This window comes from Parashewanella sp. 2210YD4-3 (assembly GCF_056591735.1).
The window spans coordinates 41,016-58,830 of sequence record NZ_JBWQOG010000010.1; the positions used below are offsets into that span (position 1 = coordinate 41,016).

General features: G+C 37.6%; 14 protein-coding genes. 8 read left to right on the plus strand and 6 right to left on the minus strand.

Annotated elements, in window-relative coordinates; all coding sequences use genetic code 11:
* Positions 1-408: 408 nt before the first annotated feature.
* Positions 409-975, minus strand: a complete 567-nt coding sequence (locus AC1EU0_RS14525) for a hypothetical protein (RefSeq protein ID WP_480303216.1) — start codon at positions 973-975, stop codon at positions 409-411.
* A 937-nt stretch (positions 976-1,912) separates the two neighbouring features.
* On the opposite strand from AC1EU0_RS14525, the gene AC1EU0_RS14530 reads away from it, so the two are divergent.
* Together AC1EU0_RS14530 and AC1EU0_RS14535 are read left to right on the plus strand one after the other, a co-directional pair.
* A complete protein-coding gene (locus tag AC1EU0_RS14530) occupies positions 1,913-2,455 on the plus strand; it encodes a hypothetical protein (RefSeq protein WP_480303217.1) in 543 nt (180 codons plus the stop codon).
* Positions 2,456-2,487: 32 nt separating this feature from the next.
* Positions 2,488-2,955, plus strand: a complete 468-nt coding sequence (locus AC1EU0_RS14535; protein ID WP_480303219.1) for a hypothetical protein — start codon at positions 2,488-2,490, stop codon at positions 2,953-2,955.
* 2 nt (positions 2,956-2,957) lie between these two features.
* Here AC1EU0_RS14535 and qatD read toward each other — a convergent pair whose 3' ends face one another.
* The 4 genes from qatD to AC1EU0_RS14555 are packed head-to-tail and all read right to left on the minus strand — an operon-like array spanning position 2,958 to position 7,696.
* Positions 2,958-3,689, minus strand: a complete 732-nt coding sequence (gene qatD, locus AC1EU0_RS14540) for a Qat anti-phage system TatD family nuclease QatD (protein WP_480303220.1) — start codon at positions 3,687-3,689, stop codon at positions 2,958-2,960.
* Complete coding sequence (qatC, locus tag AC1EU0_RS14545; RefSeq protein WP_480303222.1) at positions 3,686-5,020, minus strand: Qat anti-phage system QueC-like protein QatC; 1,335 nt, start codon at positions 5,018-5,020, stop codon at positions 3,686-3,688. Before qatC ends, qatD begins: the two co-directional genes overlap by 4 nt.
* Complete coding sequence (locus tag AC1EU0_RS14550; protein ID WP_480303224.1) at positions 5,013-5,915, minus strand: hypothetical protein; 903 nt, start codon at positions 5,913-5,915, stop codon at positions 5,013-5,015. Before AC1EU0_RS14550 ends, qatC begins: the two co-directional genes overlap by 8 nt.
* A complete protein-coding gene (locus AC1EU0_RS14555; RefSeq protein WP_480303226.1) occupies positions 5,915-7,696 on the minus strand; it encodes a KAP family P-loop NTPase fold protein in 1,782 nt (593 codons plus the stop codon). Before AC1EU0_RS14555 ends, AC1EU0_RS14550 begins: the two co-directional genes overlap by 1 nt.
* Before the next feature lie 393 nt (positions 7,697-8,089).
* Between AC1EU0_RS14555 and AC1EU0_RS14560 the strand changes: the two genes are divergently transcribed.
* A complete protein-coding gene (locus AC1EU0_RS14560) occupies positions 8,090-8,305 on the plus strand; it encodes a hypothetical protein (RefSeq protein ID WP_480303227.1) in 216 nt (71 codons plus the stop codon).
* 72 nt (positions 8,306-8,377) lie between these two features.
* Here the strand turns inward: AC1EU0_RS14560 and AC1EU0_RS14565 are convergent, their stop codons facing one another.
* On the minus strand, positions 8,378-8,866 hold the full coding sequence (locus AC1EU0_RS14565; RefSeq protein WP_480303228.1) for a lecithin retinol acyltransferase family protein: 489 nt from the start codon (positions 8,864-8,866) through the stop codon (positions 8,378-8,380).
* A 292-nt stretch (positions 8,867-9,158) separates the two neighbouring features.
* Here AC1EU0_RS14565 and AC1EU0_RS14570 point away from each other — a divergent pair, with 292 nt between their 5' ends.
* From AC1EU0_RS14570 to AC1EU0_RS14590, 5 genes are read left to right on the plus strand one after another with little or no spacing between them, the layout of a single operon-like run.
* Positions 9,159-11,102 carry a hypothetical protein gene (locus tag AC1EU0_RS14570; RefSeq protein ID WP_480303230.1) on the plus strand — a complete coding sequence of 648 codons (1,944 nt, stop codon included), beginning with the start codon at positions 9,159-9,161 and terminating at the stop codon, positions 11,100-11,102.
* Positions 11,099-14,848: an AAA domain-containing protein gene (locus tag AC1EU0_RS14575; protein ID WP_480303231.1), complete on the plus strand. Its 3,750-nt coding sequence runs from the start codon at positions 11,099-11,101 to the stop codon at positions 14,846-14,848. The genes AC1EU0_RS14570 and AC1EU0_RS14575 overlap by 4 nt, the downstream gene beginning before the upstream one ends.
* Positions 14,835-15,605, plus strand: coding sequence for a DNA topoisomerase (locus AC1EU0_RS14580; RefSeq protein ID WP_480303233.1), 771 nt, complete (start codon positions 14,835-14,837; stop codon positions 15,603-15,605). Before AC1EU0_RS14575 ends, AC1EU0_RS14580 begins: the two co-directional genes overlap by 14 nt.
* A 3-nt stretch (positions 15,606-15,608) precedes the next feature.
* A complete protein-coding gene (locus tag AC1EU0_RS14585; RefSeq protein WP_480303235.1) occupies positions 15,609-16,832 on the plus strand; it encodes a hypothetical protein in 1,224 nt (407 codons plus the stop codon).
* A 12-nt stretch (positions 16,833-16,844) separates the two neighbouring features.
* Positions 16,845-17,810, plus strand: coding sequence for a hypothetical protein (locus AC1EU0_RS14590; RefSeq protein ID WP_480303236.1), 966 nt, complete (start codon positions 16,845-16,847; stop codon positions 17,808-17,810).
* The last annotated feature ends 5 nt before the right edge of the window (positions 17,811-17,815 follow it).

A 17,815-nucleotide genomic window follows, 5' to 3' on the forward strand; every position in this document is an offset into this window, starting at 1 on the left:
CTTGTAATTGTTTTGTAGGTGAACTTTCTCCCCATAAGGCGATAAGCGTGACATAAGAGATAGGCAGCAGCAATCGTTGTGGCTCGATGTGATTCAGGTGTTCCTAATTCTGCACCTCTAAACCAAATGTATAAGCAGAGAACAATAGTAAATATTATGTAGATAATATTTGAAAACGTTTCTTGTTTCTTAGTCATTTTTGACAGCATAGACGAGTTCCTTCTCAGTTTGTTTACATTGAAATTATCACATTTGGGGAAGGACGTTCTTAAAATAGAGCAAATTTTTAAATTTAGGTTCAAAACGGAACTGGAATGACTGAACAGAGTTTAATTTCAAATAAATAGTGAGCTAATAAAAAAAAGCCGCTGTTCGGGCGGCTAAAGTCAGTGAGGACTTGAGGTTTTATTACATGGTTAATACCATTTTATTATTGTTATCGAAAAGACTAAGGTATTTGTTTACTTCCTTTGCTTTATTGGCATTTCTTATTGATAACGCAACATTCATTGAATGAGTAATTTTTGCGATTGACACGACTTCGCTATCAATTAATCCTCTGTTTTCTAGCCATTCAGCTATATCTCCCCAAGACCATAAAGGTCTTGTACTATCCACACGTTCAATAGGGTGTGGAAAATCAATGGCACCACGCTCTCCTTTGCTGTAGCGCGATAAATTCATTTTACTTACTCCTGAAAGCTCTGCCGCATCAGTTAAATTGACGGTATCACCTGCGTCAACGGAAAGGCATTTGTAGCCATTCACTGATTCAATATTTTTAATTGCTGATGAAACAGCAGCTTCGTAGTGTTCAGCTTCTCTGTCAAAATCGATATAAAGTGTGGTATTGCATGTCATTACGATTCCATCATCACAGCCTGCTTCAAAAAGAAGATCTGATGCAATGGCCATATCATCATCATTTAAGATACTGACACCACCAACCACAATACTAAAGTTATAGGTTTTCATGTCTTATTCCTTACTTTGTCTTTTATGTGTGGCAAGAAAGGTCGTCAGTGTGACGACCTTTAAGTCTATTTAGCGCACTTATTTACATACCGAATAATCTGTCTTGCGTGATTAATCGGGTTTTTGGGTGTACTCCAAACTGACATTTGGTGGCATTTTTCTTCACTTGTGCACTTCAATCTTCCAAAAGGATGACCTCTTTTAGATTTCGTATAAACCCAACCCTTTTGAATCGCCAGTTCAATAGCTGCGTTTATCTCTTTATGCGGATGATGAGCCTTATCGATAGGCGATACCTCCTGCCTCACATTTTAAAAGAACAAGGTTGATGCAAACGACCAACCTAGTTAGCAAACTTGCCAACTGGTTACAATTGTAACCGCAAGAGGTTTGAAATGCAAATAACTTAAAAAGGTTGAACGCCCTAAGCGGCCATTATGTTTTCACCATCTAACTGAAAAAGCCAAATATTGGTTGCCATCACCAGCATTAAAAAGGTAACGTCGGCATCGAAAACCTACCCACCAGCGAGAAAGCTGAACTAACACCAAATAAAATATAGCTACATACAACTGGGACGAAAAAATCAAAAGCCAACGTCTCTTCGCCCCCACTATCGTCTCTCTGATTTGACCTTTACTTACTTTCTTTTTTTCTATTTTTTCTTTTTTTCTGCTGCCTTCGGCAGCTAGGGCCCAGTCTTTGCCTATCCAGAGTAGATGTATTATTTTTAGTTTGGTTTTTAATTAAGGCTTTTATAGTTCCAGCTCCCCATTAAGAAAATCAGAAAAGTAGTGCCGCCAGCAGGCGGTATATACCTAACCTAAACCCGTGTTGTATGTAGCTATATTTAAGAGGCTAAATACTCAGAATTTTATTGCAGTTTGCCTAACTTCCTATAAATTGCAGTTCATGTTTTTTACCATTTGGATATCAAATGAAACTGAATGAATTTGTGATTAAAGACCAGCGCCTTCAATTGTTAGTTGGGGAAACAAACCTATTTGCCGTTTGCGAGCCAACCGTTATCGATACGACAAAGGCTATTTTGTTTGACGGCCATCCTCTTTCTAAGGAACTGCAGTTCTCCCAGATTATGTCGAGTGCTAAAGAAAAGGTTTCTTCGATGAAGCTCCAAGCGCTTAACTCAAACTTTTTTGAGATTGCAGGTTTTATTGATAACGTTTTAGTTAGTGATGACCAAAAAATCGATCTGATATTGTGTAAGGTTTTTAATGAAGGCCATGTAGATCAATTGCAAGGTATTGTTGCTGGTGGAGATAAGGAATCAGAACAAGAAGCTTATCTATGTTTAGGCTACTTCAAAGATGAAGCTGGTATTGTTACCCTCTACTCGATGAATGAACATAAACAACTTAAATCAGCGACCGATGGCATTAAAATTCTCAACGCAAATCCTGAGTTTGAATTTAAGTTTGATGTCGATGAAAACTATCAACTTTCAGAGCCAAAATTTTAACTTAACTGTTATAAAGATATAAGGATAAGCATATGGAGAAGGAGAAAGCGTCATTTGGTAAAAAGTATACTTTTTACAATGATAAATACGCTATCAATTTTCAAGCAGTTATATCTCGTTCTAAGTTCTCAACAATCAACGTTGAAATTGCACCGATAGCCAACAGAACCCCAAACTGGGATGAAAAAACAACGTTGCAGCTGTCAGAGCAAGATCTATATGCTTTGTTTTATCTTATTGCCAACAATAAGCCTCTGAAGTACGAGTCAAAATTTCATGGTGATGCGAACAACAAATCATTAAGGTTTGACGAAGATATATCAGGCGAATGCACAGTAACGCTCTCTAAAGCTGGCAATGTGTGCTTTTTTAGGTGCTCACCTGGTCGAATGTTTTATGCAAAGATGTTGATCACTGAACAAATGCTCGGGCATCCTCTTTCATTATCGGAAGCGCGAGAGTTATTGCCTAAGCCAAAGACGAAAACGAAAAAAATTTAAGCTCAGCTATTGGTTAACAGCCTTCTAAGGTTACTTCTTAGCTGATTAGAAACACTGTCATTTGATACCTTCCAATTAGTTGCTAAATAATTCATAACCTCAATAACATTGGAAGGATACTGAATTTTTCCACCAACTTTTGCGAATGGACCATCAGTCTCCAATAAAACTCTTTCTTTTGGTAACCAAGATATAACTTTCTTTGCCCTATTCGAGTGAATCATGGCTGGTCCAACAGAGAAATAACATCCGAGTCCAATCGCCTTATCGACCTGTTTTTTAGTTGCCAAAAACCAATGAAGTACTGGCTTACCAGAATTCGGATATACAGATAATAGCTCTAAGACTTTGTCGACAGCATTTAAGCTATGAATTGTTAAAATTTTATCATTAAACTCACTGCATTTATTTAGAATATGTTCAAGCACTACAAGTTGAACCTCCAAATGCTCAGCATAGCCTCTAGAACCATCTAGTCCGATCTCACCAATATACCTTGTCTCATTGCACAATATATCGAACAAAGGCAACTCATTATGACGTTGATGTGCAAGCTGAGGGTGAAGACCCAAAGCCGTTCGACAGTTATTTAGAGCGTTAGTTAGAGCAACAGTACCTTTATATGCAGAAGGTACTGTTGTTACTGATAACACGTAAAATCCGCAGCTCTCAATATCTTTAAGAATAACATCATGCTCAGAGTAGAGATCAACATGACAGTGCAGATCCATCATTGTATATTTGTCTCCTTAAGAAAGGTTTCCACTTCAGCCAAGCCTCGCATGATCGTTGATTCAAGCTTTTTTCTGACATCAGCATCTTGCGGTAATGTTCCGCTCTGTCGTAACCAAGCTCGGTAATCTTTTGTTTTATTTAGCCGAATAATCGCAGTTTGAACTGATTGCAGATCATCTCGAGTTTTAAACTCTTTCAAAACAGACTTAAGGTTTTGATCCTCATAAGCCGCATCCTGACTGAATTTTGCATAATGAACAGATGCACGCCTTATTAAACAGGGAACACAATGCCCACATTGAATATTCCTTCTATGCCAGTGACTACAAGAAACACTGAGCGGAACAGCTTTTTGTATGGCATTCTGATCCTTACACTCTGCCAGCATTTCACCTTTAGTTTTAAACTGATATGGATTGACAAATTTCACATGGAAACCAGCATCATTTAAAAGATCTTCTAATCGACTTAAAAAGTAAGGGTGGGTTGTTCTTGTACTATGACTGCCAATTCTGCGCCTCGTCAGTGGAGGATTAATTGATATGTATCCATTTTCAGGAACTATAATTGTTGAAATACTCGGATCATTATTAACATTACGTAGTGCGACAATTCCTAGCACTGCCATCGATAAAAAGTTAAAGCTTCTACCTCGCATTGAAATATCAGTTTTTCCTTTTAACCCATCCATCAGACTTGGGTATATGCTATAAGGAAGTTCTCCAAAACCTCTTTTTAACAACAACTTAATTTCTTCCTGCTTAGCCCCGTCACCTTTATATGTATGACTTACTAGTAAAGGCTTATATTGAGACTGGCCATTAAGGATATCTATAGCACCGACTGCACTATCTAGCCCTCCAGAAAATAAGCAAACAGAATTCAACCCTTTTAGCGAATTACACCTTTCTTTCGCATTATCACTAGATATCGGTTTAGGCAGTTCCATTGAAGATTCAAAGAAAGTGAACTTCCATTGATCACCTGTAAGAAAGTTCAAAATTGAAATTAGTCGATCAGACAACGTGCTCCACAATTGCACATGCTTTACGGGGACGTAAAGATGCATTTGCCTTGACCAAGCATCTGCAGCCTTATCTCGTAAAGCTAAGGTATCTGCTGCAGTTACAGCAGTGGCAATAGTCACAAGATCTATAGCATCGGCATTTATTGGAGTCCCCAAGGCGCGAATTTTATCTAACAAGGTTCTCGAGGCTTTGCTGTATTTTGCTTTGTCATATTCATGGGTGTTATAGATCTGAACTGGGTGCCAATCTTCTGAATAAGCTGGAAGTTCTGATGGGTCATTATGAAAATAAAAATTAGTCATTATAGCTCTCCCAAACTTCAACAGTTTGCGTAATCGCATCAATCTGTAACTGAGTGATATTGTCTTTAGTTATGTTCCCCGCATTACCGTGTATCAGACTTTCTACCTGTTGTTGGGTAACAACCTTAACTAACTCTCTCAATTCTTCTTCCATACGGTGATGTTTACTCGCATGCTCAGTGTAAAACCATGCCCTTCCCATTCCTGTGACAATATCTTGAAATATCAAATCAGTTAAATAACAAGAGAGTGCTTCATGCATCACATCTTCATTTATGACATTTGCATCAAAATCATCTTCATCGGGCATTGCTTCAGCCAGTGCATAATCTAATGCAATTCTAACGGCATCAGCATCACCATTTTCTGGCGTTAAATGTTCTGTGACTCGATCAATAACCTGATCCGTAGATAAACCATGCAAATCAGACAATGACAGCGTATTATTGTTAACCGTTACGCTGTCACCGCTCATCAATCTATAGAGGCCTGTTCCAGCAGTAATGCCGCTACTCAATCGCCTGCTTGTTCCTGAACCACCACCTGAACCTTTAGCATACTTTCGAAGCGAGCTTTTCAAGTTAGAACTTCCACCTCCACTGCGAGCATATTCACCAAAAGTTGCTCTTGCTCCTGCTAAGCGATTTGGAAGAGCAGCGGTATTTATAATTCCAGAGATCTGTTCTTGAACTTTGCTGTTATCTATTTCTTGATTAGAATCGTTATTTGAATCTTGACCTTCACCACTATCCCCCTGACCATCGACACCCGATGGGTCTTGGCCTACCTCTCCACCATCAGCAGAACCAAACTTAAAAGGCTCTCCATGCTCTGCCCAAGGTGGAACTAATGGACTTTGATTGTTTGGTCCCGTTGAAGATGCAGATGTTCCCACTACTTAGCTCCCTCTAATTCTTTAATAATTGGTTTTTTCCAAACTTTATTCGGAACAGAATTCAAATATGCTAGAAAGACTGACTTGCATTTGCCATCTTCTAGAGCAAGCATTCTTGCCCCGTAAAACCCTTCTGGCATTTTCCCCCAATCCTCTACTAGCTTAAACTTCTCAATAAGCCCATCCATCACTGATAAATATTCTTCTGGAGAAGTTAACTCTATTAACTTAGAATTAGCTTCACTTAGTCTATTTTTCTGTTTGGATAAACCATCTAAAAGCTTTTGTGCAGCACCAGACATGACAGAATTGATAGCTCCCATAGGGATACTTTGTCTACTTAAGTAAGCTGCTGCGGTAAGGTTCTGATGAGAAAAAGAAGGTTTAAGTTTTGACCACTTATCAAGAAAATCTACATCATGCTTCCACTCTTCAGGCATCTTCTTAATATCAAACTCTTCATCAGCATTTTCCATATCTGCTATAATTTCAGGCAAGCCACTTTCCTTATCAATAAGTTCGTAGAGTTTGTTAGTTGCTTGGGTACCCATGCACCGCTCAAAAATAACTAATTTCGTTATTGTTTTTTCATCTAAATGCATTCCACGGCGTTTGGCAGTTTTTAACCTCATCCGAACTTGGTTAAGCAATCGTTTTACGATCCTTGGATTACCATTAATATTTGAAGATTCAGCCAAAATAGGAGCTAATTGTTCTGCAACCTTAAACTCACCTCGCAATTCATCAACATCTTCGATACTGCAGCCATCTAACAAATCATCGACTGTAATTTGATCTTGCTGCCATGATAATCTTAAGGATTCTTCTAGTTTTAATCTAATCTTCTCTAGTTCAGCTTTTTCTACTTTTATATCTGATGCGATTAACATCATCAAATAGGCTCTTACTTCTGCAACACCAGGCTTTGGTACATGAACTGGAATTTGTATTAATTTATCCAAATAATCAGTCTGATGCCTTTGGGAAGCTCCTTTATGAAAGTGAGGGACAGCTAGACGGATCATATCTTCATCTGCCGCAATGACAAAAGCGGTGTTTGGTAGGAAAAGAAACAGTCTTATAGCTTCTAATGTGGAGATTGCATTAATTGGAGAGCATCTATCTAAATTGTCCACATATACTATTAGGGGTTTGTTAAAGCTCTCTAAAAGCGAAGAGTATGCGCTTCTAAATTTGCGTATTTCTGTTGGTGGTGACAACTTTTTCTTTGGTTTTAATATTCCTTTACTTTTTTTAGCAAGCTTAGTAGCTTCATCAACTGCACCTTTAACATCAGCTAAGTCAAAGCCTTCTTCGACTTCAACCTCAGATTCATCATCATCCCCAAACCAAGTAAGCACCTTCTGCCCAAGCCCGAACATAGGGACCCCAGATAATGTGGCACCGCCTTCAGCTAACATTCCTAACAATCTAATTTTGTCTACACGCTTTGAAAATTCTTTTGCTTTTTCAATTAGTGTCTTATCACCATCAGCTTCTTTCATAAGTTCTGAAGCGATTGTCTCTAATAAGGCAGCTTTTGCATCATCAAACCCTTCAAAAGTCCAAGCATCAAAGTGAATTTGTAAATACTCTTTCTCCCCATCAGCGTCGAGTGACTTTTTTGTTAACTCTAAGACTGTTGATTTCCCAGCCCCCCAATTACCAAAAATACCTACACTAATAGGCATTAACTCTCTTTCAGTAATGAGATCTTTGATTGATTCTGCGGTTTCATTGAAATTTAGAAAATCAATGTTTGATTCTTTATCTGACCACATTAGCTGCTCCATGTAGTGGCATAATTATTGAAATAAAAGAAACACAATATCACTTAACTCATTAACAGCGTTACTAAAACAAATTGATGCACATCATAATTATTTTAAAAATTTGAGCTAACTCTTTTCCACTTCATATTGTCAATGGCACTTGGAGTCAAATCAAGACTCTTCGCAGCTGCTGAACAGATATTGTTTTACTCAAACACCAAATTAATTGCACCAAGCTTAAATTCTTTAGAATATCCTTTCCTTGTCATTTCGTTCTCCAATTAAGTTATTACCTCTTAATAGGGGCATATCCAGTAGATCAGAACATCATGCCCTTGAACCCCAATTAATAGGACACATATCAGTAATGCAATACTGCATACCGTAATGGAGATATCAACAGTGAAAGAATGGAAAGTTGTAAATTTCAGCCAAGACCATGAATTGGACTATCATCTTGAGTTAGTTGGAAAATCAAAATCAAAGAAGAATCGAGACTTTTTAGTAAATCATACGCAATGGACTGCGAAAAATAGTTTAGAAAAGAACGAGGTAACTCATAAGGAGTTTAAGCCTTTTGTTAAAGATGATAGGTCACAACTAGACGACCCAGCCTAAATAATTAAGCATTCAAAGCCTCGAAGTAAAGAGGCTTTTTGGACATAGTTTTACCAGTAAGATGCTTTCGGCTTATGAGTCAGAAGCCAAGTAAGCTATTCCAGCCGCAAGGCATGAAAAGATTGCCGCATTGAGCACAGGGCTTTCTTCTGTAGGTGTTAACATCGCACCAAACGCAGCTCCCCCACCAGCGGCTTTAATAATCGAACTATCCGCTTTTAGCATGGCTCCAGTGCCAATTGCTGAAATCAAATACTTTTGCACTTGAGTGCTTTCAGTTACCAATCCACAAGCAGTTCGTACAAAGTGCTCACAATTATCAGAAAGTAAGCTATAAGGTAAGCCTAAATATTTTTTTGCATTCTGAACGGCTACAAATGGATTTTGTGCTTTTATTTTGCTTATAGTAATTTCTCGATTATCTTGAAATTCGATTAATGGTGACTGAGTGACCTTTTTAAACAACTTAGAGTTGTGAATCACCATATTATCTCCCACGTAAATGCCGTAGTGGATAAACCCAGTGTATTGAATGGCAAGAACATCCCCTAATTGATACATTTTCAGTTCCTTCTTTGTTAGATTTAAACAGATATAGGGGCAAGTTATGTTTTTTCAATTCGAAGCCGAACTCTCACAGTATAAAAAACAAGATATAAGATGTCTTGGGGTATCTGGTTGAGTGGCTGGTGAATCATTCATTGGCTTCCCTCTATCTAATAATATTCGGCCTAGATCTTAAATCATCAAACCGCGTTATGATTAGTCCGATATTCTACTGAGCGCTTCTTGCGTGTAACTATCTGTTTCAGATAAAATTTAGTAAATAATGAATTTTGGATTTGATAGCTGAGTGTTCAATTACGTTGGAAAAGGTCGATCGTTTTATGAGTTTAAATTAAAGAGCGAAGGAAAAAGCTGCGTACTTAAACTTTCTAGTAGGACAGTTGATGATCATAAGTGGCACTTTATATACGAACAAAGATTTTCATACCAAGGAAAGTTTTTTGAGGGAAGTGCAGGTAAATTTCTGAATTTTGTTTTTCCTTCAGAAATGGAGCTGGAAAAACCCTACACGGTCACAATTTCAAAGATTGAAAAAGAGAAACTATATCTACGTCTAGAGAGTGGCCATCATTTAGTAACATGGGATAAAATGCACTTTGGAGCTGAACCATCAAACCTAAAGCATGCCTCCTCCCTCAAAATAACGCTTAAACAAAGTGGTAAATACCTTAACTTATACTTATCCCCCTCATTCGAAGATATAAAACTAATCAATTGTAAAGTTTTAAGCAACGATGGAGATGAAATTAGAGCCACAGGCTCTTCTGATGCAGGTGATATCCCTTTTGTTATTAAACCCTACTTTTTATCAAATCGTTCAATAAGAAGGCTAAAGTCGGGGTTCTCATGCTCAGTTAAGTATAACAACTACAATTCCACCTTTGAGATTAGTGAAATTACTGAACCAAAGCTCAAAGAGTTAGATTCATACTTGCTTTATTATATTGGTCAAGAGGCCAAAACTCAGAAAGAAGATAAACCTAAACTCGAATTGCACGTATTCGAATTCTCAACAATAAAAAGCCCTATCATTTACGAATGCTCAGTTCATATAAAAAAACTTAACATCTTTAGAGCAGATTCAGGTGCAAAACTGCTTTGCATGCTCAAAAGTGTTGATAATGGTCACAAGCGCTATTTCGAATTAACCAAGCCAATAATGGATACTGAATATCAAGATGTTGCAACTTCAATCATAAAGGGGAGGAATAAAAAAGATACTGTGGATATCTATACAGGCTCGATTAAAGTGAGTCACAAATCTAGTCCCAAACAAACTATTGAATTTCAGCATCATATCGAATTCGACACTGTAAATAGCATTCAGTTCCGACCAAAAGTATCCACTAAAATTAACCTTCCAATCGGACTAGTTAAATTAAAAGGTGAATATGATAGCTACGAGATACAGCTGAACTTTTCAAATGCCATGCCCAGTCCATTCAAAGGAAAGGTAGCTTATCTAGGAAGAGAGCTGGTTGATACTCGGTATTATTCTTATTTTAAGGAATTGCGAACAGGTATCGAATTTAAAGTACCAGAAATCGAGCTGATTAATTTGGGGATTGCAGAATTTTCAACGGGCTTCGAATTAGAAGTCGTCCTTGAAAAACCTTTTGAGAGTTTCGATGACTCTGAATACTTCAAAGATGAATGGCGGATTATCTCAATTTCTACCACACTTCCAAAGTTAAATCAGAACGTTCGTATACCTATGAAAGCGTTTTACGACTGGAAGTTGATGCATGCTTCTTACTACCTCCAATCAGATCAACGAGAAAGAGAGTCAAAATTTTATGATGGTGCTTTAGTTTTTAAAGTTCCTGTTAAACCATATTTCAGTGCTGCTGTTTCAGCGTCAAAAAACCTATGTGACGAACTCCAAATCAAAAATGTAAAACAAAATGCACTTGCTATAGGCACTGTAAGATTTTCAGACAACGAAAATCGTTACGTTATTCAATCACTAGAGATGGAGTCTCAGGTTGAACAAGCCCCCTTTTTTAAAGAGGTATTGTACTTAGAACGCATTACTGAAAAGAACGGGAAAAAATACACGTTCTCCTCCAAAGAAAACAAACAACTTGAAGTCACATGTAGTCATAAGGTTATTCCTGAGTACATTCAAAGCACCCTAAATCAGCCTGGCGCTTTCCAATTCGAAGTTTTACTTAAACCTTTTGCCAAAGGTTATTCTATTAAAAAATTTTTAACTGTAGCAAAAATATGAAAGAAGAATTAATACTGTTCAACCGCCTACTGATGGAAGCCTCTAGTGAGAAGGCCAACGAATATATTGGCTTTTCATTAGAATTAGATGAAAGGATTTCCACTCATGGATGTATTGAAATACCTGATTCAGTTTCACTAAATAAAGACCATGATTATATTTTAAGTCTCGGCTTCAAAATTAATGGCTATTTTGTCGATTGTATATGGTTACCATTTATTTGGGAGCAGATTAATGAGACAGCTATTAGATTAAAGCCCAACTTGTCTGTTCAACCTAAATTAGCAGATGATGTGATTGACAAAAATGGGACAAAGCGCACGTTTGGCGTCTGTGACCATAAAAAGTATGAGGAAATTACCAGTGACACACCCGCTTTAATAACAGATGATTGGAAAGTTTGGTATCACTCAGCCCTTTCTCTTTTTGAAAAATGTGCAGAATATCCATTTGCTGAATACTTCAACAGGAATCAATCTCATCAAAGTAATGTTTATGAGTTTGGGGCAAGGCTATACAAACAGAATCTGTCAGGCGCGGTATTCCTTAGATCTCTATATAAGTTCTTGGCTTTAGTAAATGATGATAATTCCCCCTCCCCGCTTCATAGTGCAATCGATGCTTTTAATGACCGCTTTAAAACACAATTGATTGAAACTGATAGCCTACACCTTAAAGTTTCCAGTAATCCTAGTTATTTATTGGGCCATATGGACGAAAACGGTGATGCTGAAGAAGATAGGCTTCACCCAAAAAAATCTCGTGATTTATTTGCATTAGATAACACTCAACGCATGGCAAATGTGTATATTGATGAATTAGCTGATGGAAATATTCTGGCAGTAAATGGACCTCCAGGCTCAGGCAAAACAGCAATGATGAAAGCCGTTATTGCTAATCAATATGTCAAGGCTGCCATAAATGATGAGCCTTGTCCGATAATTTTAGCCGTAGGTGACACAAATCAGTCGGTTACAAACGTTATCAGTGCATTTCCAAATGTTGCCTATACAGGTAGCTCTAAAGAGTTGATTCATTATAAAAGATGGTTGCCTCATCTTTGTAATTACGGCACGTATTTACCATCATCCACAAGGTTTAAAGAGCTATCAGAGAATAACCTAATTGAAGGGAGCATGATCGCAACAACCGAGAAGAAAGGTACATCCATTTTTTCTTGGCAAGGAAAAGACCAAAAGGAGTTAACTGATTTTACGAAGATAGACTCTTTAAAAAAGGTCTACCTAGATAATGCCAATAATTACGCTTCAGCTAATAACTTACCCTCTTTTGATAACGTGCATCAGGTCACGGAGAAATTGCAGAGTTATCTAAAAGAAATTTCAGGCCAACTAGATACTTATGTAAACGCACTTAACAGTATTAAAGATAGCCAGCCTGCACTTGACCAGTTTTTTAATAAAAACTTCCTTTCTCAAAATAGAAATGAAGTGACCTCTATTTATCATAGCCTTCTTAAACTGCTTAGTTCTGAGTCTAACAAGCGATCAGTTATTGATGAAGTTGCTAGGGAAACACTGAGAGATACTCAAGAGATTGATCCTCTGAGTTTGGTTGAACAGTGCCAGCAAATATTGATAGATCGATTTCTTGACGTCACAATTCGCGTAGAACTTTTTCACATTGCGGCTCGATATTGGGAAGGTAAATACTTAATCGACTGTGAGAAAGAGATTCTACTAACAGCCACCCCAGAGAATTTAGAAAAAGCATTACGCAGAATGTGTATGCTCACGCCTTGCTTAGTTTCCACGTTAGACTTCAGCCCTACCCTATTTAGAATATATAAAGATAGTATTTCTGGTATACAAGAATACCTTTTAGGCAAAGTTGATTTACTGATTATTGATGAAACTGGGCAAGCTGCAACTGCGAAAGGGTTACCCATTTTAGCCTTAGCTAAAAAAGTTGTCGCCGTTGGCGATGTCCTGCAACTACAACCAGTAGTAAAGAACCTTACGCCTGCAGCAGAAAAGGACATTTTCAATCAAAACGGGTTTGATGATAAAAGCTATGCTCGTTTTAAAAAAGAAGGTTTACTGACAAGCTCTGGCTCACTGCTTCATTTGCTACGAAAAGCATCTCAATTTTCTTATCAAGGCAAAGGACTTTTATTACGCGGGCATTACCGTTGCCAAGAGAAGATCATCGAAGTTTGTAATCAAATGGTATATGAAGGAAAGCTCTTCATTTCACCACATCTATATAAAACAAATGAACTTTTCCCTCCGTTATCTTGGGTAGAAAGCAAAAAATCAGGAAAACAAATTGATGGTTCAAGAGTAAATATTGATGAGGCGAAGAAAATTGCTAGCTTTATCTATAATCATTGGCCAGAGATATACCGATTCCATAACAGTAAAGGTAAGTCACCACGCATATACGATATCGTTGGGATCGTTTCTCCATTCAAACATCAACCTAAGTTGATCAAAGATGAGTTAAAGGGGTTGCTCAATAGCAAACCTTTAGAGGGTGAGTTTGAAATAACCCCTGAAGATATGGAGCAACTTACAGCTGGAACGGTAAACGCGCTACAAGGTGCGGAAAAGCCAATTATTATTTTTAGCTCTGTAAAAACAGGTAAAGATGTTGGAGATTCATTTTTTGATGAGCAGCCCTACCTACTAAACGTTGCACTATCTAGAGCCAAGCAGCACTTCATTGCTTTCATATGTCCTGATGAATATAAGATGAATACAGCAAGCAAAGATAATCAAGATGACATGGGTTATGTAGCGCAAACAGGAGCGTTGATTCAAAAGAACGGTGTGAAGCTTTTTCCAAAACACCTTGTAATTATCGAAGCTCCTGGTAAATGTGAGACGGTCCAGAATCACCTTAGCAGTTATTTTGAAGTAGTTGCATGTAAGGGGCGTACTTATGAGCAAGTTTCATCTTTGGATTTATATAACCAAAAAGTAGTTCCAAGATACGAAATTCAGGATGATAGTCATGAATTAATCCATGAACTAGCAAGTAGAGCTGAAGGTATGGAGACGGTCATAATTGCCACTGATGAAGACAATGCTGGAGAGTTCATTGGCTGGCACCTAGCCAAACAACTGACGTTAATAAAACCTTCATTGGCTCCAAAAATAAGACACGTAAGACTTAGTAGTCTTGATAAAGCCACGATCATTAAGACCATAGACAACTTTCCTCGAAATCAAAAGGAACTGGCCGTCTACGATAGTGCTAGGGTCAATGCTGAGGCCATAAGAGATATTATTGATTTTTATATTGCTCAGCGCTTTAGTGATGTAGTTAGAAATTCACTGGCTCATAATTCATCTAATTTAGATGAACTGCTTAATAAAGGGATTATTGCACCAAGCAATGATAAACATTTTAAGTCTGTGGGCAAAAAAATTGGCCGAGTAAAGGCTGGTATCTTATCTCTTTTAAATCAAGCTCTAATTCGTCATCAACAAAGTGTCTACGTCAATATTCAAGTAAACGGAAAAACGTTTCAAGGCTCTGTAACTAAGGGGGCTGAGCATATTAAAAAGCGCCTTGAAAAGAGTAAAAAAAATAGTTACAAGGCAAAAATTGATTCGTGGAAATTTAAAAACGAACAAAGAGAAAACCTAATCTATGAGCCCCCCTGTGCATCGACACTAAATGTTATCCGATATGCTTGGGAGCGTCATAAAATGATTCCTCAAGATACTATTAACTTGCTACAGGCTTTATATGAGGGGCAATTTTATGAACAAAAATAGCGCTCATGAAGATATATCAATTTTGCTCGATGTTAATTCCTCAGAGTACAGTGAGCTACTACGCTATCTGCAAAAGGTTCCGAATGGAAATAGTCTGCAACAAATTCTAAAGATTATCGAGCAGATTGAGAAGGAAGCTGACATCAAGGCTAACCAATTCAATCACACTGTACATTTATCCAATGCGGATAACCAGTTAGAAGTGCTCTTTAAATCAGTTACCTTTTCTGGTGATACTATTCACTTTCCAGATCTATTAAAACCTCATGAAAACGAAACTCCAATCACTGATGAGGATATAAAGGCACTGAATGAAGGCCGTTTTGAGATGGATTTCTATACACCAGAAGATGAGATAGATTACAGCTTGAGTGACTTGCTTAAAGATATGCAACTATACGGCATAGGCAGACCTTCTAATTTCTCTAAAAACATTAACGACCTCGTTGATGCTGATTTGATCTCAATATTAAATGGCGATATTACTCTTACTTCACTTGGTATGCAGATTATAGATGTATTAAGGAAAGAAGAACCCACCCTTTGTTCCCCAGGCTTTTCCAATGCATTAAACCTAATGACAGAACTCATTGGTTCAGGTCATCAAAACCATTCTAAGTTGGCAAATGAACTGATAAGCAAATCCTTTGCTCAATCTATCGATGAAAAAGCATTTTGGTCAAACGAAGATGAAATGTACGAAACAGAAAATTCATCTGATATTCAGTCAGGTGTTGTGAAGAAGGAGAGTCGTTAGGTTTTGTCAGGGATTTTAAGCTATATTCGAACAGTTGGCTCTAAAGCTGAGCAAGAAAGGTTCAAACAACTCATTGATAGAATTGAAACAGGGAGTATTCCAATTGCAGAAATACTCTCATTACTGAATAGTGCATTATGGAGCCGCTTACCAAGACATATACGAATAAGACTATTAAGTTTGCTTCATCAGATGAAAACTGATTTATCGACTGAATTAAATGAAATCGAATCGAGACACTCTGGTAAAGGAACATTCTTTATGGATGATCCTACGTACCAAGAAACAAGGAACAATTATAACCAACTCATTAAAGAGCTTTACCATTCTTCCATTTTTTTTATTGATAACTTCCAGCGATCCACCTTTGCAGAAAGAGTCAATCAGATCAATAACGAGAGTTACGAGCTAATTAACGAAGATCCCAAAATCAATATTTACTCCAACAAAAAAGGAGAGATATTGGTCCACCAGCTTGGGGATCACCTTATAAAACAAGATCCAATTATTGCTTATGAAAAAGCATTAGAGTCTATTAGTAAGCTGGATGAAAAAAAGCAAGAAAAAGCCTTAGAGTGCTTTGATAAAGGAGCCATACACACTGCTTCTGGCGAAGTCCCTGAATTCAATACTGTTGAGAAATGTGCAAAATACTTGGAAAATTATGGCATCACTTTAGCCCCATACAATAAACTCAAACCCATCCCTAAAGGTGTTCAACGAGAACATTTAATTCCTCATTCATGCTTTTTTGGTGAATACAGAAAATCAGGGCAAAGCCGCTCATCTGTTGCAATTGCCGATTGTTTTGGTGATTACACTGAAGCCAACGCTTTATGTATCTATGTCGATGACGCTCAAAAGTCTGGTACTGAACATAAAATGTTGACAGATGGGGATAGAAATTTCGCCAAATCACTAAAAAATGAGGAAGGTGGAGAACGTTTTGCAACATTGAACGAATGGCTCGATCACAAGGAAAATCTGTTAGTCAAAATGTTCGAAGCTAGTGATATGAAACGCCCTCCTACTGCAGCAGGCGACAATGGCATGGACAACTTATCTGGCCCCGAAAAAAGTGAAAAAGCGAAACTTGCTGCTAAAGCTATTATTCAGGGTACTAGATTGCACTATCAAAGCCTTGGAGTCGATCTAAATGCAAAGATGAGCAATCGAATCGCTAGAGGTTCAATCGCAGAAGAAAACCTTATTAAGGTCAAACAGTAATGAGATTATAAAATGCTGGAAAAATCGATTACCAAAATGACAGGAGCCCCTAATTTAGATGGGCTTCTTATTCAGACTGACTCAAGAACTCAAGCTGACCAAGGGCTTGGTTCCAACATTTCTTTGTTAAATTTTGAGTTAACTTCTCTAAGCCGTCAGATTGTGGCGAATTTTCAATTTACGAATATGACAGTTGCCGATGATGCTATTGTCGTTGGTGATGAATTCGGTGTTATTCATATAAAGACTTATGACAGCAATCTAATCTTTCCTCAAGCAGATTTAAACGAAACATATCCTAGTGACTGTGAAATTCAATTTTCTGATGACGAATGGATAAGTGCAAAATGGCGTAACGTTCCAATTAACTCTCTTTCTTTTAGTAAAAGTCAGGGGCTTTTGGTCTGTTATGCAGATGGTGAAGTATGGACGTATAACGGCCAGCATAGTAACTTAGAGCTAACACTAACTGAGAACATAACGCTTTGCCAAATAGGATATAAGGGTGAGTTCATTGTATGTGCTGATAACGGTATTTACGTTAAGCCTAACAATAATAAATGGCATAACCTCTCTCTTCCTGAGTACAACCTCGCAAGGGTGATTTTTACAGACCTTAAAATAAACCCTTATAAAGAAGATATCATTTATATATGCTCTCGAAACGGCTTCGTATTGAGACTTGATCTCCAAACTCTCCAATTGCAAGATATGCAGCTTCCTATTGTTCCTTACTTTAATATTGATGTTGTAAAAAAGAAATTGGCATTTGCCTGTCAAAATGAAGGCGTTCAGGTAATTCTCAAAAACAAATTGCAGCGCATCATTGACTGTAAGACATACCGAATGGCATTTGCGAATGACACCTTATATGTATCTAGTGAAGAAGAACACCTAATTCCTCAGATAAATGCGTACAGCATCAATAAGGAACAAGGGCGAATAGACTTGATAAACTCTGTGAAAATTGGTCAATAGCTAAT